An 18,727-nucleotide genomic window follows, 5' to 3' on the forward strand; every position below is an offset into this window, starting at 1 on the left:
CCGACTCCTCCCCCCCCGAGTCGGCCGTGGAGACGACCCCCGCTCTCCCCCCCGGCGGGGGTCGTCGCATGTCCGGAGGGGTTTTCTCCGGCTCCCTGCCCGTCCGGTGCGGCCTTGTGGCCCCGGCGGGCCCTCGCGCGGCCGCCTCGACACTCCTCATGATCCGTGACTGTGCGTAGTTATTGGGCTGCGCTGCGGAAGTCGTACGGGAGTCGGTGCGGGGGTCACCGGTTTGGGTGACCGCCATTTTCACAGGCACTGAGTTGTCCACAGATTTCGACCAAGATCCACATCAATTTCCGGATCGCTGCACCGTGATTCCTGCGCGCACCGCTCGCGGCGGAGTTCATGGCCGGTTCCGTTTGTCGGGCGCGTTTGGCCGGTTTCTGTCGGCCGTCCACGCCGGTTTCCGGCGGCCGCTCATATGCGGACCGCTCGCCGGTTCTTCATCTGTCCGGAATCACGCGGGGCGACGAGCCGCGCGCACGACGCAGCGAAGGGGGAGCGGCCCATGGCCGTCACCGTCACCCACGATCCGCCGTCCGGCACCGGAGGGCCCCGGAGCGGCCCACTGATCATCACCGAGGACGCCGACCTCCTCGACGACCTGCTGCGCCTGTGCGCGGCGGCCGGAGCCACCCCCGAGGTGCACCACGGCGTGCCCGAGCACCGGGGCGGCTGGGAGGCCGCGCCACTGGTGCTGGTCGGTGACGACGCCGCACCGCGGGTGCGCGCCACCCCGCGCAGACGGGGCGTCGTGCTCGTCGGCCGGGACCAGGACGACTCCGGCATCTGGCGGCGCGCCGTCGAGATCGGCGCCGACCATGTGCTGGTGCTGCCCGACGGCGAGCAATGGCTGGTCGACCGGATCGCCGATGTCGCCGAGGGCGTCGGCCGTCCCGCGCTCACCGTCGGCGTCATCGGCGGCCGCGGCGGCGCGGGTGCCTCCACCCTCGCCTGCGCGCTCGCCGTGACCGCCGCGCGGGAGGGCCTGCGCACCCTGCTCGTGGACGCCGATCCGCTGGGCGGCGGGCTCGACGTGCTGCTGGGCGGGGAGGCCGCCGAGGGGCTGCGCTGGCCCGCCTTCGCGACCTCGCGCGGACGGGTCGGCGGCGGTGCCCTGGAGGAGTCACTGCCCCGGCTGCACTCGCTGCGCGTGCTCAGCTGGGACCGCGGAGACTGCGTCGCCGTCCCGCCGCCGGCCGTCCGCGCGGTGCTGGCCGCGGCGCGGCGCGGCGGCGGGGCCGTCGTGGTCGACCTGCCCCGCCGGGTCGACGAGGGCGCCGCCGAGGCGCTGGCCCAGATCGACGTCGGACTGCTCGTGGTCCCCGCCGAGCTGCGCGCCGTGGCGGCCGCCGCCCGGGTCGCCTCGGTGGCCGGCATGGTCCTGCGCGATCTGCGCGTCGCGGTACGCGGCCCGTACGCACCCGGGCTCGACGACTGCGAGGTGGCCCGGCTGCTCGGACTGCCGCTGGCGGGGGAGGTGCCGGTCGAGTCCGGGCTGCGACGCCCCGGCGAGGGCAGGACGCCGCCCGGCGCGACCGCGCGCGGCCCGCTGGCCCGGTTCTGCACCGGCTTCTGGGAGCGGGCCCTGACCGAGGCGGGCGCCGCGTGAGGGCCCCGGCCGGGCAGTGGCGGCTTCCGTCCGGGCCCGGCGCGACCGGACGGCAGGGGGACGGCCGCGATGGAGACGGCCGGAGTGGAGACGGTCGGGACGGAGGCGGTCGGGCCAGGAACAGGTGGGACGCGGTCGGGCGGTACACGGCGGCCAGTGGTCCGCGCGTGCCTCGGGCAGCGGAATCGCCGGGCACGCCCGCCCGGCTCCTGGACGGCGTACGCCAGTGGCTCGCCGAGAGCGGGGCCGAACCGACACCCGCGCGCGTGGCCCAGGCCCTGCGTGAACAGGGCCGTGTGCTCGGTGACGAGGAGGTGCTCGGCGCGGCCGAGCGGCTGCGCTCCGAACTGATCGGCAGCGGTCCGCTGGAGCCGCTGCTCGCCGACCCGTCGGTGACCGACGTCCTGGTGTCGGCGCCCGACGAGGTCTGGGTGGACCGCGGAGGCGGACTGGAGCGGGCCGCCGTCGCCTTCTCCGACGCCGCGGCCGTACGCCGTCTGGCCCAGCGGCTGGCGGCCGTGGCGGGGCGGCGCCTGGACGACGCCCGGCCCTGGGCCGACGCCCGCCTGCCCGATGGCACCCGGCTGCACGCGGTGCTGCCCCCGGTCGCCGTCGGCTGCACCTGCCTGTCCCTGCGCGTCGTCCGGCCCCGGGCCTTCACCCTCGGCGAGCTGGTCGCCGCGGGCACGGTCCCGCCGGGCGGGGACCAGGTGCTGCGGGCGCTCGTCGAGGCCCGGCTGTCCTTCCTCGTCAGCGGCGGCACCGGCAGCGGCAAGACCACACTGCTCAGCGCGTTGCTGGGCCTGGTCGGGCCGGGCGAGCGCATCGTGCTCGCCGAGGACTCCGCGGAGCTGCGCCCCGACCATCCGCACGTCGTCCGCCTGGAGACACGACCCGCCAACCAGGAGGGAGCGGGCCTGGTCACCCTGGAGGACCTGGTCCGCCAGGCCCTGCGCATGCGGCCGGACCGGCTGGTGGTCGGTGAGGTGCGCGGCGCCGAGGTGGTGCATCTGCTGGCCGCGCTGAACACGGGCCACGAAGGCGGGTGCGGGACGGTGCACGCCAACGCGGCGGCGGACGTCCCCGCCCGCCTGGAGGCCCTGGGCACCACCGCGGGACTGGACCGGGCCGCCCTGCACAGCCAGGTGGCCGCTGCGCTGTCGGTGGTGGTCCACCTGGTGCGCGACCGCTCCGGGCGGCGGCGCATCGCCGAGGTGCGGGTGCTGGAGCGGGACGCGTCCGGGCTGGTGCGCACGGTCCCGGCGCTGCGCTGGGGCGCGGACGCCTTCGTGGAGGAACCGGGCTGGGAGCGGCTGCGGGCGCTGCTCCGCCCGGTGGACCTCGCGGACCCGGGCGGCGCGAGGGACGCGGCCGGTCCGGTGAGCGGGGGGCGGGAGCGGTGAGCGTCCTGGAGCAAGTGATGCGCCTGCTGAACGAGGCGGCCACCGGCCTGCTGGTGCCGCCGGCCCTCCCGCAATCGGCGTACGTCGCGGCGGCCCTGGTGTGCGCGCTGGCCGCCGTCCGGCTGCTGGGCGGATGGCACTCCGGGGCGCGGCGGGCCCGTCTGCTGCTCGCCGGTGGCGGAGCGGTGCCTTCGCCGCCCGCGCTGGAGACCCGGCTGCGCCACGGACTGGCCGGGCTGCGCGCACGGCTGCGGGCCGAGTGGTGGGCACCGGCCGCCGGACTGCTGCTGGCCGTGCTGGGCGGCTCCGTGCTGCCGGTCGTCGCGGGGGCGGCCGGACTGCCCGTGCTGCGCAGGGCCCGGCTGGCACAGGCCGCCCGCCGGACCCGGGAACGGCGCGCGGACGCGGTGATCGCCCTGTGCGGGGCGCTCGCCGGGGAGGTGCGGGCCGGGCGGCAGCCGGGCCAGGCCCTGCTGTGCGCCGTCCGGGACGCGGGCGGCTTCGGGGACTCCCAGGCGGCCGTGCTGGCGGCGGCGCGATTCGGCGGGGACGTGCCCGGCGCGCTCTCCGTCGCGGCCCGGCGACCGGGCGCCGAGGGACTGCGGGGCCTCGCCGCGTGCTGGCGGGTCGCCGTCGACCAGGGGGCGGGCCTGGCGGCGGGGCTCGACCGGCTCGAAGCGGCACTGCGCGCGGAGCGCGACCAGCGTGCCGACCTGCGGGCCCAGTTGGCGGGCGCCCGTGCGACGGCGGTGATGCTCGCCGCACTGCCCGCCCTCGGCCTCCTGCTCGGTACGGCCATGGGCGCCGATCCGCTGCACGTGCTGCTGCACACCGGCGCCGGAATGGGCTGCCTGCTTGTCGGGGGCGTGCTGGAAGGCATGGGGCTGTGGTGGGCCCTGGGAATCGTGCGACGGGCGGAGGCGGCGTGAACGCGGACGGCTCGGGCGTGCCGGACGTCATGGACGTCGTCCACAGGCTGGGGACGGTGGCGGCGGTGGCGGCCGCCCTGGGGCTGCCGGTGTGGCGGCTGCTGGCGGTGCGCCGCGTCCGGCGGGTACGGCGGCGCACGGCCTCGCTGCTGGCGGGCTCCTCGGCGGTGCATCCACCGCCGGTGGCGGGCGGCTCGTCAGGGGCGAGGGCCGCCGGACGTCTCCCGGTGTGGTCGGCCTCCGTACGGCAGAGGGTTCCGGCGGTGGCTGTCGCGGGCGCCGCTTGGATGCTCGTCGGCGGCCCGGCGGGGGCCGTGACGGGGCTGGCCTGTGGAGCGGGGCTGTGGTGGTGGCAGCAGCGATCCGGTAATCGGCCACGGCCCGAGGCCGAGGTCGACGCGGCCGAGGCCGCCCGGCAGCTTCCGCTCGCCGCCGATCTGCTGGCCGCCTGCATCGCGGCCGGCGCCGGTCCGGTGATCGCCGCGCAGGCGGTGGGCGAGGCCCTGGGAGGCCCGGTCGGTGAGGCCCTGGCGCGGGGAGCCGCGGAGGTGCGGCTCGGCGGCGCCGACGACGCCTGGCGCGGACTCGCCGCGATACCGGGCGCCGCGCCCCTCGCCCGGCTGCTGGAACGGGCCGGCGAGTCCGGGTTCCCCGCCGCCGTACCGGCGGCTCGGCTGGCCGCCGATGTGCGCGCCGACCGCGGACGCACGGCCACCGCCCGCGCCCGGCGTGCGGCCGTGCTGGTCACCGCGCCGGTGGGGCTGTGCTTCCTGCCCGCCTTCGTCGCCATCGGCGTGCTGCCCGTGGTGATCGGCCTCGCGGGCGGGGTGTGGAGAGGCGGTGGCGGCTGAGAGGGCGAGGACCGGGACGACACGACCGACACGACCGACACGACCGACACGACTGACGCGACAAGCGATGCGAACGACAACGGAACGACACCTCACGGGGGTTGAGATGAACACGAAGGCGGCATGGACACGGCTGCGTGGCCTGGCGGTCCGTATGCGCAGGGACACCGGAATGGTCACGTCCGAGTACGCGATGGGCATCATCGCGGCGGTGGCGTTCGCGGTGCTGCTGTACGAGGTGGTGACCAGCGGGCAGGTCAAGACGGAGCTCCAGAACATCGTGAAGCGGGCGCTCAGTGCCCGGATGTGAGCACCGCCGGGGCGGCGCGCGTGACGGGCGCGGCGGGCCCGGTGGCGACCGGGGGTTCGTGACGGCGGAGGCCGCCATGGTCCTGCCCGTGCTGGTGCTGGTGGTGACCACGCTGGTGTGGGGGCTGCTCGTCGTGCTCGCGCAGATCCAGTGCGTGGACGCGGCACGGGTCGGTGCGCGGGCGGCCGCCCGCCAGGACCCGGACGGCGCGGTGGTCCTGGTGACCCGCCGGACGGCGCCTCGCGGCGCGAAGGTCACGGTGTCCCGGCGGGCGGGGCAGGTCCGCGTGGTCGTCAGCGCGTCGCCTCCGGGGCTGGGCCTGCTGCCCTTCCGGCTGAGGGAGGAGGCCGTGGCCGAGGCGGAGGAGGCGGCCGTGACGGATGAGAGGCCAGGGGCGGCCGGACCGAGCGGCGCGGCGGTGCGCGCGGGGCAGGAGACGGGTTCATGAGGCGCCGCTTCGCCGAGTGCGACCGGGGCTCCGCCACCGTCTGGAGCGTCGGGGCGATCGCCCTGCTGTGCGCGGTGTTCGGCACCGGCCTCGCGCTGGGCCAGGCCGTGGTCGTCCGGCACCGCGCGGCCGGCGCGGCCGACCTGGCGGCGCTGGCCGCCGCCGACCACTGGGCGCTCGGCGGTGCGGCGGCCTGCGCCCGCGCCGACCGGGTGGCACGGGCGCAGGGCGCCCGCCTCGTCCGGTGCGCGCTCGTGGGCGACGTCTCGGATGTCACGGCGGCCTCGGGACACGGGCCGTTCGCGGCACAGGTCCGGGCCAGGGCGGGTCCGCCGGATCAGCCGGATCCGCCGGGGGAGCTGGGTCAGCAGGGCCGGATGAGCCGGGGGAGCCGGGAGAACCAGGCGGATCCGTCGATGGGGTCAGCCCCGGAGAACCGCACCCGCCCCGTCTCCGCCTTCCGCGCCTTCCGAACGTTCCGTGCCGTCCGTGCCGTCCCTCCGGCCCGTGGCTTCCTCCGTACGTCCCGCGAAGTCTTCCGGAGAGGGCTCCGGAGAAGGCCGTTCGGGCGCTCCCTTCAGCAGCACCGTGAGCAGCCGGACGGCGCCGCGTTTGTGGAGCGGGTCGTTGCCGTTGCCGCACTTGGGGGACTGGATGCAGGACGGGCAGCCGGCGTCGCACTCGCAGGAGGCGATGGCCTCGCGGGTGGCGACGAGCCAGTCCCGGGCGGTGTGGAAGGCACGCTCGGCGAAGCCCGCGCCGCCCGGATGGCCGTCGTAGACGAAGACCGTCGGCAGGAGCGTGTCGGGGTGCAGCGGGACGGAGACCCCGCCGATGTCCCAGCGGTCGCAGGTGGCGAAGAGCGGCAGCATGCCGATCGACGCGTGCTCGGCGGCGTGCAGGGCGCCGCCGAGGATCTCCGGGTTGATCCGGGCCGCGTCGAGCTGGTCCTCGGTGACCGTCCACCAGACGGCGCGGGTGCGCAGCGTGCGCGGCGGGAGGTCGAGTTTCGTCTCGCCGAGCACTTCGCCGGTGATGACCCGGCGGCGCAGGAAGGAGACCACCTGATTGGTGACCTCGACGGAGCCGTAGCACAGGCGGCCGTCGCCCCAGGGGACGGTGACGTCGGTCTCCAGGACGGAGATCGCCGTCGTGTCCCGGGCGACCGTCGTGTACGGCGGGTTCGCCTCCTCCACCAGGGCGACCGAGTCGTCCAGGTCGAGCGAGCGCACCAGATAGGTACGGCCCTGGTGCAGGTGGACGGCGCCCTCGTGCACGGTCGTGTGCGCGGCGGCCTCGTCGACCGTGCCGAGCAGCCGTCCGGTGCCGGCCTCGACGACCTGCACCGGCCGTCCGCCCTGGCCGCGGATGTCGGTGAGGTCCGCGGCCCGCTCCCGGCGCGTCCAGTGCCAGGCCGTGGCCCGTCGGCGCAGCAGCTTCGCGGCCTCCAGCTGCGGCAGCAGCTCCGGGCACGCCGGACCGAACAGTTCCACGTCCTCCTCGGTCAGCGGCAGCTCGGCGGCGGCGGCGCACAGGTGCGGGGCGAGCACGTAGGGATTGTCGGGGTCGAGGACGGTGGATTCGACCGGCTGGTCGAACAGGGCCTCCGGATGGTGGACGAGGAAGGTGTCCAGCGGGTCGTCGCGGGCGACCAGGACCGCGAGGGCGCCCTGCCCGGCGCGGCCCGCCCGGCCCGCCTGCTGCCACAGGGAGGCCCGGGTGCCCGGATACCCGGCGATGACCACGGCGTCCAGGCCGGAGACGTCCACGCCGAGTTCGAGGGCGGTCGTGGCGGCGAGGCCCAGCAGCTCCCCGGAGTGCAGGGCGCGTTCCAGGGCGCGGCGCTCCTCGGGGAGGTAGCCGCCCCGGTAGGCGGCGACGCGCCGGACCAGGGACCGGTCGACCTCCGCCAGTCGTTCCTGGGCGATGACCGAGATCAGCTCGGCGCCGCGCCGGGAGCGCACGAAGGCGACCGAGCGCACCCCCTGGAGGGTGAGGTCGGTCAGCAGATCGGCGGTCTCCGCGGTGGCGGTGCGGCGGACCGGGGCGCCCTTCTCGCCCGACAGTTCGGTGAGCGGAGGCTCCCAGAGGGCGAACACCAGTTCACCGCGGGGCGAGGCGTCGTCGGCGACCTCCACCACGGGCAGGCCGGTGAGGCGGCGGGCGGCCACCGAGGGCTCCGCCGCCGTGGCCGAGGCGAGCAGGAAGACGGGCGAGGCGCCGTAACGCGCGCAGAGCCGGCGCAGGCGGCGCAGGACCTGGGCGACATGGGAGCCGAAGACACCGCGGTAGGTGTGGCACTCGTCGATGACGACGTACTTCAGGGACCGCAGGAAGGAGGACCAGCGCGGGTGGGACGGCAGGATCCCGCGGTGCAGCATGTCGGGGTTGGTCAGCACGTAGTTGCCGTACTGGCGGATCCACTCGCGTTCCTCGACCGGTGTGTCGCCGTCGTACACGGCGGCCCGTACGGCGCTGCCCAGCGGCCGGGCGAGTTCCCGCACCGCGCGGCACTGGTCGGCGGCGAGAGCCTTGGTGGGGGCCAGATAGAGGGCGGTGGCCCCGCGGCCGTTCGGCGCCTCGGAGCCCTCCAGCAGCGCCGACAGCACGGGGACCAGATACGCCAGCGACTTGCCGGACGCCGTGCCGGTGGCGACCACGACGGATTGGCCGTCGAGGGCGTGCTCGGCGGCCTGTGCCTGGTGGGCCCAGGGGTGCTCGATCCCGCAGGCCCGGACCGCGGCGAGGACCTCCGGGCGAATCCGGTCGGGCCAGACGGCATGACGACCCGCTCGCGGGGGCAGGTGCTCCGTATGAGTGATGCGCGCAGCCCGGCTCGGCCCGGAGGCGAGCCGGTCCAGAACCGAGCCCGGCGTCAGGCGGGTTGCGGTGTCCGTCGGGGTTCGATCGGATCGGTGATTCTTGGCCATTGACACCGAGTCTGTCACCGGCGTGACGGACAATGGAGCCAAGGCGTCGTGCACGCCTGCCGGTAAGTGATTGAATGCCATCGCGGCTGGCGAACCGTCCCGGGGGCCTCAAGCCGAGGTGCCCGATGGGCGACCGCTCGATAGCAAGGTGCTGGAGGATCCGTGGACCTGTCCCTGTCGACCCGTACCGTCGGCGATCGTACGGTCGTCGAGGTCGGTGGCGAAATCGACGTATATACCGCGCCCAAGCTGCGCGAGCAGCTGGTCGAGCTGGTGAACGACGGGAATTTCCACCTCGTCGTCGACATGGAGGGCGTGGACTTCCTCGACTCCACCGGTCTCGGCGTACTGGTCGGCGGTCTGAAGCGAGTGCGTGCCCACGAGGGCTCGCTGCGCCTGGTCTGCAACCAGGAGCGCATTCTCAAGATCTTCCGCATCACCGGTCTGACCAAGGTGTTCCCCATCCACACCTCGGTCGACGAAGCGGTGGCGGCGACCGACTGACCGCCGGTCCCGGGCCGGTGTCCGGGGCGGAAGACGTTCCTGCGGGGAGCCGGGCTCGGCGGCCCGGTCTCCCGACCGCACGCCCGTAGCTCCTAGGGGGATGCATGGCCACCGTCGAACTCCGCTTCAGCGCGCTGCCGGAGCACGTCAGGACCGCCCGGCTGGTGGCGGCAGCGGTGGCGCGCAGGGCGGGGGTCGACGAGGCCGTCCTCGACGAGGTCAGGCTCGCCGTCGGTGAGGCCTGTTCCCGTGCCGTCGGGCTGCATCAGAGCAACGGGATCGCGGCACCGGTGACGGTGGTGCTGACCGAGGAGGAGAAGCAGTTCTCCATCGAGGTCGGCGACGAGGCCCGGCATGCTCCGCACCATCCGGGGGATGCCCCGGGCGCCGTGGACGACGCGGACGCCGAGGAGGACGAGATGGGCCTCGCGGTCATCAGCGGCCTTGTCGACGACGTCGAGGTCTCGGCGGGCGAGGACGGCGGACTGATCAAGATGACCTGGCCGACCGCGTCGGCGGGCGCCGTGCTCTCCTGAGCCGATCGCAGCCGATCGCTCATAGGTTCGCATCCCGGCTCCGTCCTCGACCCGTCCTGGTCCCTGCCCGCTTCTGTGCCCCACACCGTTCCGTTTCCGTCCGTCTGTTCTGTTTCCGTCCGTCTGTTCCGAAGGGCCCCGGCAGCGGGGCCCTTCGGCATGTCCGGGGGCAGGAGCACCGCCGTCCCCGGCCGACCCATTCGAACGAGTCTTTCGAACGGGCCTTTCGACCGGCCCATTCGGCCGATCCTGCGGCGGACCGGCATCATTTAGTGAATTGATTCACGATCGATAGCCTGATAATGGATCAAGGGTCAATGCTTTTGAGGCGTTACCGCTTTCGGGTCCCCTGTCGGCCGGCGATCTTTTGCTGAGAGCCGTGTGACGGCTGATTCCATTTACCGCACACTGTTTAGTTCGGGTTTCGCTCCCTACAATCCGTCCACATCTTGAGCTCAGCCCAAGCGTCAAGGAGGACGAATGGCGGGGCTTTCTACCCCTCATCAGTCGGCTCAACCGACAACTTTCGCAGCCGCGGTACTGACCGATGACAATCGGATCATCGTGGCGGTCATCGCCGCGGTCGCGGTGGCCGCGCTCTTGGTCGCGGGTGTCCTGGTGCGCCAGGTGCTCGCGGCCGGCGAGGGCACCGACAGCATGAAGAAGATCGCGGAAGCGGTCCAGGAAGGCGCGAACGCCTATCTGGGCCGCCAGCTGCGCACCCTCGGCGTATTCGCCGTCGTGGTGTTCTTCCTGCTCCTGCTGCTGCCCGCCGACGACTGGAATCAGCGCGCCGGACGGTCGGTGTTCTTCCTGATCGGTGCCGGGTTCTCGGCGGCCACCGGTTATATCGGCATGTGGCTCGCCGTGCGCAGCAATGTGCGTGTGGCCGCCGCCGCCCGGGAGGCGACTCCCGCGCAGGGCGAACCGGAAAAGGATCTCACCACCGTCTCGCACAAAGCCATGAAGATCGCTTTCCGTACGGGCGGCGTCGTCGGCATGTTCACGGTGGGGCTCGGCCTGCTGGGCGCCTCCTGCGTGGTGCTGGTCTACGCGGCGGACGCGCCGAAGGTGCTGGAGGGCTTCGGCCTCGGCGCGGCGCTGATCGCCATGTTCATGCGAGTGGGCGGCGGCATCTTCACCAAGGCCGCCGACGTCGGCGCCGACCTGGTCGGCAAGGTCGAGCAGGGCATTCCGGAGGACGATCCGCGCAATGCCGCGACCATCGCCGACAACGTGGGCGACAACGTCGGCGACTGCGCGGGCATGGCGGCCGACCTCTTCGAGTCGTACGCGGTCACGCTGGTCGCCGCGCTCATCCTCGGCAAGGCCGCCTTCGGCAACGACGGACTCGCCTTCCCGCTGCTGGTGCCCGCCATCGGTGTGGTCACCGCCATGATCGGCATCTTCGCGGTGGCCCCGCGCCGCAGCGACCGCAGCGGCATGAGCGCGATCAACCGCGGGTTCTTCGTCTCCGCGGTGATCTCCCTCGCCCTGGTGGCGGTGGCCGTCTACACCTATCTGCCGTCCACGTACGCCGGTCTCACCGGCGTCACCGACGCGGCGATCCGCGGGAAGGACGGCGATCCGCGGATCCTCGCCCTGGTCGCGGTGGGCATCGGCATCCTGCTGGCCGCCGTGATCCAGCAGCTGACCGGGTACTTCACCGAGACCACCCGGCGGCCGGTCCGCGACATCGGCAAGACCTCGCTCACCGGCCCGGCCACCGTCGTCCTCGCCGGTATCTCCATCGGACTGGAATCGGCCGTCTACACCGCGCTGCTGATCGGCCTCGGCGTCTACGGGGCGTTCCTGCTCGGTGGCACATCGATCATGCTGGCGCTGTTCGCGGTGGCGCTGGCCGGCACCGGCCTGCTCACCACGGTCGGTGTGATCGTCGCCATGGACACCTTCGGACCGGTCTCCGACAACGCCCAGGGCATCGCCGAGATGTCCGGTGACGTCGAGGGCGCGGGCGCCCAGGTGCTCACCAACCTGGACGCGGTCGGCAACACCACCAAGGCCATCACCAAGGGCATCGCCATCGCCACCGCCGTCCTCGCGGCGTCGGCGCTCTTCGGGTCGTACCGCGACGCCATCACCACCGGTGCGAGCGACGTCGGCGCCAAGCTGTCCGGGCCCGGCGCGCCGATGACCCTGATCATGGACATCTCCCAGCCCAACAACCTGGTCGGGCTCATCGCCGGGGCCGCGGTCGTCTTCCTCTTCTCGGGGCTGGCGATCAACGCGGTGTCGCGGTCGGCGGGGTCGGTGGTCTTCGAGGTGCGGCGCCAGTTCCGCGAGCACCCCGGGATCATGGACTACACCGAGAAGCCGGAGTACGGGCGCGTCGTCGACATCTGCACCAAGGACGCCCTGCGCGAACTCGCCACGCCCGGACTGCTGGCCGTGATGGCGCCCATCTTCATCGGGTTCACGCTCGGCGTCGGCGCACTCGGCGCCTATCTCGCGGGCGCCATCGGCGCGGGCACGCTGATGGCGGTGTTCCTCGCCAACTCCGGCGGTGCCTGGGACAACGCCAAGAAGCTGGTCGAGGACGGCCACCACGGCGGCAAGGGCAGCGAGGCCCACGCCGCCACGGTGATCGGCGACACGGTCGGCGACCCGTTCAAGGACACCGCGGGCCCGGCGATCAACCCGCTGCTGAAGGTGATGAACCTCGTGTCGCTGCTCATCGCGCCCGCGGTCATCAAGTTCTCCTACGGCGACGACAAGAGCGTCGGCGTGCGCATCCTGATCGCGATCCTCGCGCTGATCGTCATCGTCGGCTCGGTCTACGTCTCCAAGCGGCGCGGGATCGCCGTGGGCGACGACGAGGAGAGCGCCGAACGGGTGGCCGCCGAACCGGCCGACCCCGCGGTGGTCTCGTAAGGGGGCGCACGGGGCCGTACGGCACGGTCCGGCTCGTGAGCGGGCGGGCGGCGCGTTCGACGCGCCGCCCGCCCGCCGCGTGTCCGGGGTCCTGGACCCGCCGCGCGTGCCGGGAGGCCGTGAGCCTTCTCTCGCTTGGTGCAAATGGCTGCAAGACGGCACGTAAGGGGTCACCGGGCCCCGGCGGCCTGGCGATCGCCGTGTATGTTCCGGGGCCGAGAGCCATGGAAGGGACCGATCCGGTGAACAAGAAGCTCGCGGCCGCACTGTCCGGCGGTGCGGTACTGGCACTGGCACTGACGGGATGCTCCGGCAGCAGCGACGACGGCAAGAACGACGCGCTGAACACCTGGGCCAAGCAGGTGTGCGACGGTGTCCAGCCGCAGGCGAAGAAGATCCAGGCCGCCAGCGCCGCGATCCAGAAGCAGACCTCGGACAACACTCCGACGAAGACGGTCCAGGAGACCGACGCACAGGCCTTCCAGGACATGTCCGACGCCTACAAGGCGATCGGCGCCGCCGTGAACAAGGCCGGCGCGCCCGATGTCGAGGGCGGGCAGAAGAAGCAGCAGGACGCGGTCAAGGAACTCAACGACCTCGGTGCCTCCTACGCCTCGCTCAAGGAGCAGGTCGACAAGCTCGACACCAAGGACCAGGCCAAGTTCGCGGACGGGCTCAAGGACATCGCCACCCAGCTCGACAAGCTGAGCAGGACGGGCAACGACGCGCTGAAGAACCTGGAGGAGGGCGACGTCGGCAAGGCGATGGCCGGGCAGCCGAGCTGCAAGTCCGCCTCGGCCACCGCCTCCACGACCGCGTCGCCCGCGAACGGCTGAGCCGCCGCGGCCGCACCGCCACCGCACCGCCGTCCCGGCGAACGCATCGGCACGCACGCACGCGCACACGCGCGTGCCGATGCGTGCCGTGCCGGGGCGAGCGGTGCGCGCGTGCGATGTCGGTGGGAGCCGACACAATGGGTGCGTGAGTGACTCCAGCGTGCCCGCCCCGAACGTCCCGAACATCCCGAGCGTGTCGACCGCCCCTGCCGCACCCGGCACCCCCGAAGCCCCGGTCGGCCCGGCGGCCCTGCCCGCGGCCGCCCGCCCCGACGTCGCCGCCCGGCTCCGCGACGCCCTGCTCGGCGCGTCGTTCACCGCCGACGGGCTGCTCGAACTGCTCGGCGCGCCCGCGTACGCGGCGCTCGCCCGCAGCGAGACCGTGCCCGCGCTCCGCGCCACGCGCGGGGACACCCCGCTCGAACTGCTCGTCCGGCTCTTCCTGCTCCAGCAGCCCGTGCCGCACGCGCGCGTGGCGGACGTCCTGCCCGTCGACGCCTGCCTGGAGACCGGCTGGCTGGCGCGCGTCGGCGGGGACGAGCTGGCCGCGACCGTGGACGTACGGCCGTACGCCGGGCTCGACGGCGAGGACTGGTTCATCGTCTCCGACCTGGGGTGCGCGGTCGGCGGCGCGGGCGGCATCGGCAGCCACGAGGAGGGCGTCGTCCTCGGCGTCGGCGGCGCCTCCACCACCCTGGCGGGACTCACGGTCCGTACGCCCGTCGCCGCCGCGCTGGACCTCGGCACCGGCTCCGGCATCCAGGCACTGCACGCGAGCCGGCACGCCACGCGGGTGACCGCGACCGACCTCAACCCGCGCGCGCTGCACATCACCGCCCTCACGCTCGCGCTGTCAGGTGCCCCGGCCGCCGATCTGCGCAAGGGCTCCCTGTTCGAGCCGGTCCGCGCCGACGAGCGGTTCGACCTGATCGTGTCCAACCCGCCCTTCGTGATCTCGCCGGGTGCCCGGCTGACGTACCGCGACGGCGGGATGGCCGGGGACGATCTGTGCCGCACGCTCGTTCAGCAGGCGGGGGAGCGGCTGAACGAGGGCGGGTTCGCGCAGTTCCTCGCCAACTGGGAGCACGTGGAGGGGGAGGACTGGCAGGACAGGCTCAGGTCGTGGGTGCCGCGCGGCTGCGACGCGTGGATCGTGCAGCGCGAGGTGCAGGACGTCACGCAGTACGCCGAGCTGTGGCTGCGCGACGCCGGTGACCACCGCGCCGACCCGGCGGAGTACCAGGCGCGCTACGACGCCTGGCTGGAGGAGTTCGAGGCGCGCAAGGTGAAGGCCGTCGGCTTCGGCTGGATCACCCTGCGCCGTACGGACTCCGCCGTGCCCTCGGTCGTCGCGGAGGAGTGGCCGCACCCCGTCGAGCAGCCGCTCGGCGACACCGTGCGCGCGCACTTCGACCGCGTCGGCTTCCTGCGGGACCACGACGACGCGGGCCTGCTCGACCGGCACTTCCGGCTCGTCGGGGAGGTCGTGCAGGAGCAGGTCGGGCTGCCCGGCGCCGAGGACCCGGAGCACGTGGTGCTGCGCCAGCACCGCGGGATGCGCCGGGCCACCGCCGTGGACACGGTCGGCGCGGGCTTCGCCGGTGTCTGCGACGGCACGCTCAGCGCCGGACGCATCCTGGACGCCATCGCCCAGCTCGTCGGCGAGGACCCCGTGCTCCTGCGCGACCGCACGCCCGCGCAGATCCGCCTGCTGGTGGAGCAGGGCTTCCTGGAGCCGGCCGACCGGCCGTCGGCGGACTGACCCGGCCTCGGAGGACTGACCCCGCCGTCGGCGGACTGACCTGCCCTCAGTGCGCCAGCCGCCGCGCCCCGAGGGACCCGCCCCGCGCAGAGTCCGCCCGGCGGGGCCCGCCCGCCCCTCCGGACCGTTCGCCTCCGGCCCCGCTCGACCATTTTTCGGTCATCGCTCCGGCGTGCGCCGGGGCACGCCGGGCGGTCGCCGAGGGGCCGCGCGGTTGCCCGGACGCTCCGTGTTCACCCCGGGTTGGGCCGCCCGTCGCCCGGAGGTGCCAGCCTCCCCGACCGGGGGCATCCGGGGCGGAGGGGTACGTACGTGGAAAGCGGTCCGGCGATCTTCACAGGGGCGGTGTTCGCCCTGTTCGGAGCGGTGCTGCTGGGGTGGACGGCACTTCGCGCGCGCCGTCGCGAACCCGTGGCGCTGGGGGTGCGCCAGAGCCTCGCGGCAACCCTCGCGACCGGCGCGGCCCTGGGGTCCCTGGCGCTCGGGACGTGGTGCCTGACGCGGCTGTGAACACCGGCGCGGCGCGGCGTCCCCGGTGTCCGGTGGATCATCTTCCGCTTCGGCCCCGACCGGTCCGTGGGCACTCCGGGCGGCAGGAAGGGCGGTAGTCGGGTTACCGTTCGAGTGGCCGTTGCGGGCTTTTCCCGTTTGACACGGGGGCGGGATGTACCGTCACACTCCGCAGCGTCAGCACTGCCCGGCCCCGGGAACGCAGCCACAGCCTGGGGAGATCCAGCGAGACACAGCGAGACCAAGCGTCGACCGGAGAGAAGAGCGAAGTTGTCCCCGACCAGCGATACCGCACAGGGCGGTCGCCGACTCGTCATCGTCGAGTCGCCTGCCAAGGCGAAGACGATCAAGGGCTATCTCGGCCCCGGCTACGTCGTCGAAGCGAGCGTCGGGCACATCCGGGACCTTCCGAACGGGGCCGCGGAGGTCCCGGAGAAGTACACCGGTGAGGTCCGCCGCCTCGGTGTGGACGTAGAACACGACTTCCAGCCGATCTATGTGGTCAACGCCGACAAGAAGGCCCAGGTCAAGAAGCTCAAGGACCTGCTGAAGGACTCCGACGAGCTCTTCCTCGCCACCGATGAGGACCGCGAGGGCGAGGCCATCGCCTGGCACCTCCAGGAAGTGCTGAAGCCGAAGATCCCGGTCAAGCGGATGGTCTTCCACGAGATCACCAAGGACGCGATCCGGGCCGCCGTCGCCAACCCGCGCCAGCTCAACCAGAAGCTCGTCGACGCCCAGGAGACCCGCCGCATCCTCGACCGCCTCTACGGCTACGAGGTCTCGCCGGTCCTGTGGAAGAAGGTCATGCCGCGGCTGTCGGCGGGCCGCGTCCAGTCGGTGGCGACCCGGCTCGTGGTCGAACGGGAGCGCGAGCGCATCGCCTTCCGCTCCGCCGAGTACTGGGACCTGACGGGCACCTTCTCGACCGGCCGGGCGGGCGACGCCTCGGACCCGTCGTCCCTGGTCGCACGGCTCCAGACGGTCGACGGCCGGCGTGTCGCACAGGGCCGCGACTTCGACTCCCTGGGGCAGCTGAAGAGCGCGAACACCCTCCACCTCGACGAGGCGAACGCGCGTGCGCTCGCCGCCGCCCTGGCGGACACCGCCTTCGCCGTCCGCTCCGTCGAGTCCAAGCCGTACCGCCGCTCGCCGTACGCCCCGTTCCGTACGACGACGCTCCAGCAGGAGGCCAGCCGCAAGCTCGGCTTCGGCGCCAAGGCCACCATGCAGGTCGCGCAGAAGCTGTACGAGAACGGCTACATCACGTACATGCGTACGGACTCCACGACGCTGAGCGACACGGCGGTCAGCGCCGCCCGCGCCCAGGTCACGCAGCTGTACGGCGCCGACTACCTGCCGCCGCAGCCGCGTACGTACGCCGGGAAGGTCAAGAACGCGCAGGAGGCGCACGAGGCGATCCGCCCCTCGGGCGACCGCTTCCGCACGCCCGCCGAGACCGGTCTGACCGGTGACCAGTTCAAGCTCTACGAGCTGATCTGGAAGCGGACCGTCGCCTCCCAGATGAAGGACGCGACCGGGAACTCCGTCACGGTGAAGATCGGCGGCCGGGCCGCCGACGGCCGGGACGTCGAGTTCAGCGCGTCCGGCAAGACGATCACCTTCCACGGCTTCCTGAAGGCGTACGTCGAGGGCGCCGACGACCCGAACGCCGAGCTGGACGACCGCGAGCGCCGGCTGCCGCAGGTCGCCGAGGGCGACGCGCTCGGCGCCGAGGAGATCACGGTCGACGGGCACGCCACCAAGCCCCCGGCCCGCTACACCGAGGCCAGCCTGGTCAAGGAGCTGGAGGAGCGCGAGATCGGCCGCCCGTCGACGTACGCGTCGATCATCGGCACGATCCTCGACCGCGGCTATGTGTTCAAGAAGGGCACGGCGCTGGTGCCGTCCTTCCTGTCCTTCGCCGTGGTGAACCTCCTGGAGAAGCACTTCGGCCGGCTGGTCGACTACGACTTCACCGCCCGCATGGAGGACGACCTCGACCGCATCGCGCGCGGCGAGGCGCGGGCCGTGCCGTGGCTGAAGCGGTTCTACTTCGGCGAGGGCACGGGCGAGGGCGGTGCCGCGGACGCAGGCAACGGCGACGGCGACCACCTCGGCGGCCTCAAGGAACTGGTGACCGACCTGGGCGCGATCGACGCGCGCGAGGTGTCGTCGTTCCCGGTCGGCAACGGCATCGTGCTGCGCGTGGGCCGCTACGGCCCGTACATCGAGCGCGGCGAGAAGGACACCGACTCCCACCAGCGCGCCGACATCCCGGACGACCTGGCCCCCGACGAGCTGAGCGTCGAACTCGCCGAGGAACTGCTCGCCAAGCCGAGCGGCGACTTCGAGCTGGGCGCCGACCCGGTGACGGGCCACCAGATCGTCGCCAAGGACGGCCGCTACGGTCCGTACGTCACGGAGATCCTCCCCGAGGGCACCCCGAAGACCGGCAAGAACGCGGTCAAGCCGCGCACGGCCTCGCTCTTCAAGTCGATGTCCCTGGACACCGTGACGCTCGACGACGCGCTGAAGCTGATGTCGCTGCCGCGGATCGTCGGCGCGGACGCCGAGGGCGTCGAGATCACCGCGCAGAACGGCCGCTACGGCCCCTACCTGAAGAAGGGCACGGACTCGCGGTCCTTGCAGACCGAGGACCAGCTCTTCACGATCACGCTGGAAGAGGCGCTGGCGATCTACGCCCAGCCCAAGCAGCGCGGCCGGGCGGCGGCCAAGCCGCCGCTGAAGGAGCTGGGCGAGGACCCGGTCAGCGCCAAGCCGGTCGTGGTCAAGGACGGCCGCTTCGGTCCGTACGTCACCGACGGCGAGACCAACGCGACCCTGCGGTCGGGTGACAGCGTGGAGACGATCACGCCGGAGCGCGGCTTCGAACTGCTCGCGGAGAAGCGGGCCAAGGGCCCGGCCAAGAAGACCGCGAAGAAGGCCCCCGCCAAGAAGACCGCGGCGAAGAAGACGGCCTCCACGGCCAAGAAGACCGCCGCGAAGAAGACGGCTGCCAAGACGACGGCTGCCAAGACGACGGCGAAGAAGACGACGACCGCTGCCGCGAAGAAGACGGCGGCGAAGAAGACCGCCGCGAACACGGCGGCGGCCGAGGACTGAGCGGCACCGCGGCTTCGTCGGCTTGGTCGGCTTCATCCGGTTCGTCTTCACATCTGTTCACGCGACGCGCGCCCC

The 18,727-nt window shown here is 73.2% G+C and carries 14 protein-coding genes and 1 pseudogene; 14 read left to right on the forward strand and 1 reads right to left on the reverse strand.

The genetic code is table 11. The annotated features are described in order from the left end of the window. The first annotated feature begins 511 nt into the window (after positions 1–511). The 7 genes and pseudogenes from ssd to ACWDYF_RS09625 form a co-directional block, all read left to right on the forward strand. The gene (ssd, locus tag ACWDYF_RS09595) at positions 512–1,615 is read left to right on the forward strand and encodes a septum site-determining protein Ssd (protein ID WP_389462604.1); all 1,104 of its coding nucleotides are present in this window, start codon (positions 512–514) and stop codon (positions 1,613–1,615) included. A gap of 167 nt (positions 1,616–1,782) precedes the next feature. Further along, a complete protein-coding gene (locus ACWDYF_RS09600; RefSeq protein ID WP_389462603.1) occupies positions 1,783–3,018 on the forward strand; it encodes a TadA family conjugal transfer-associated ATPase in 1,236 nt (411 codons plus the stop codon). 17 nt (positions 3,019–3,035) lie between these two features. Beyond that, the gene (locus ACWDYF_RS09605; protein ID WP_389462602.1) at positions 3,036–3,947 is read left to right on the forward strand and encodes a type II secretion system F family protein; all 912 of its coding nucleotides are present in this window, start codon (positions 3,036–3,038) and stop codon (positions 3,945–3,947) included. Next, positions 3,944–4,798 (forward strand): type II secretion system F family protein, encoded by an 855-nt coding sequence (locus ACWDYF_RS09610; RefSeq protein WP_389462601.1) that lies wholly within the window; start codon positions 3,944–3,946, stop codon positions 4,796–4,798. Before ACWDYF_RS09605 ends, ACWDYF_RS09610 begins: the two co-directional genes overlap by 4 nt. Before the next feature lie 106 nt (positions 4,799–4,904). After that, entirely contained in the window at positions 4,905–5,108 is a 204-nt protein-coding gene (locus ACWDYF_RS09615) for a DUF4244 domain-containing protein (protein ID WP_078510009.1), read from the forward strand. After that, the gene (locus tag ACWDYF_RS09620; RefSeq protein ID WP_389462600.1) at positions 5,095–5,556 is read left to right on the forward strand and encodes a TadE family type IV pilus minor pilin; all 462 of its coding nucleotides are present in this window, start codon (positions 5,095–5,097) and stop codon (positions 5,554–5,556) included. Before ACWDYF_RS09615 ends, ACWDYF_RS09620 begins: the two co-directional genes overlap by 14 nt. Then, positions 5,553–5,906: pseudogene (locus tag ACWDYF_RS09625) on the forward strand (Rv3654c family TadE-like protein); the annotation flags it as partial. The gene ACWDYF_RS09620 and the pseudogene ACWDYF_RS09625, both read left to right, overlap by 4 nt. Positions 5,907–5,978: 72 nt before the next feature. Here the strand turns inward: ACWDYF_RS09625 and ACWDYF_RS09630 are convergent. Beyond that, positions 5,979–8,567 (reverse strand): DEAD/DEAH box helicase, encoded by a 2,589-nt coding sequence (locus ACWDYF_RS09630; RefSeq protein ID WP_389462598.1) that lies wholly within the window; start codon positions 8,565–8,567, stop codon positions 5,979–5,981. Between the two features lie 81 nt (positions 8,568–8,648). Here ACWDYF_RS09630 and bldG point away from each other — a divergent pair, with 81 nt between their 5' ends. The 7 genes from bldG to topA all read left to right on the forward strand — a co-directional run bounded on the left by bldG (position 8,649) and on the right by topA (position 18,652). After that, entirely contained in the window at positions 8,649–8,990 is a 342-nt protein-coding gene (gene bldG, locus ACWDYF_RS09635; RefSeq protein WP_009189842.1) for an anti-sigma factor antagonist BldG, read from the forward strand. 104 nt (positions 8,991–9,094) lie between these two features. Beyond that, complete coding sequence (locus ACWDYF_RS09640; protein WP_389462597.1) at positions 9,095–9,526, forward strand: ATP-binding protein; 432 nt, start codon at positions 9,095–9,097, stop codon at positions 9,524–9,526. 480 nt (positions 9,527–10,006) lie between these two features. Further along, positions 10,007–12,418 (forward strand): sodium-translocating pyrophosphatase, encoded by a 2,412-nt coding sequence (locus ACWDYF_RS09645; RefSeq protein WP_381740831.1) that lies wholly within the window; start codon positions 10,007–10,009, stop codon positions 12,416–12,418. 224 nt (positions 12,419–12,642) lie between these two features. Next, positions 12,643–13,254 (forward strand): hypothetical protein, encoded by a 612-nt coding sequence (locus ACWDYF_RS09650; RefSeq protein WP_026252702.1) that lies wholly within the window; start codon positions 12,643–12,645, stop codon positions 13,252–13,254. A gap of 193 nt (positions 13,255–13,447) precedes the next feature. Continuing rightward, complete coding sequence (locus ACWDYF_RS09655) at positions 13,448–15,016, forward strand: DUF7059 domain-containing protein (RefSeq protein ID WP_451584272.1); 1,569 nt, start codon at positions 13,448–13,450, stop codon at positions 15,014–15,016. 312 nt (positions 15,017–15,328) lie between these two features. Next, complete coding sequence (locus tag ACWDYF_RS09660; RefSeq protein WP_381740829.1) at positions 15,329–15,526, forward strand: hypothetical protein; 198 nt, start codon at positions 15,329–15,331, stop codon at positions 15,524–15,526. 270 nt (positions 15,527–15,796) lie between these two features. After that, entirely contained in the window at positions 15,797–18,652 is a 2,856-nt protein-coding gene (topA, locus tag ACWDYF_RS09665) for a type I DNA topoisomerase (RefSeq protein ID WP_389473242.1), read from the forward strand. The last annotated feature ends 75 nt before the right edge of the window (positions 18,653–18,727 follow it).

Source organism: Streptomyces sp. NPDC003284 (genome assembly GCF_053589675.1).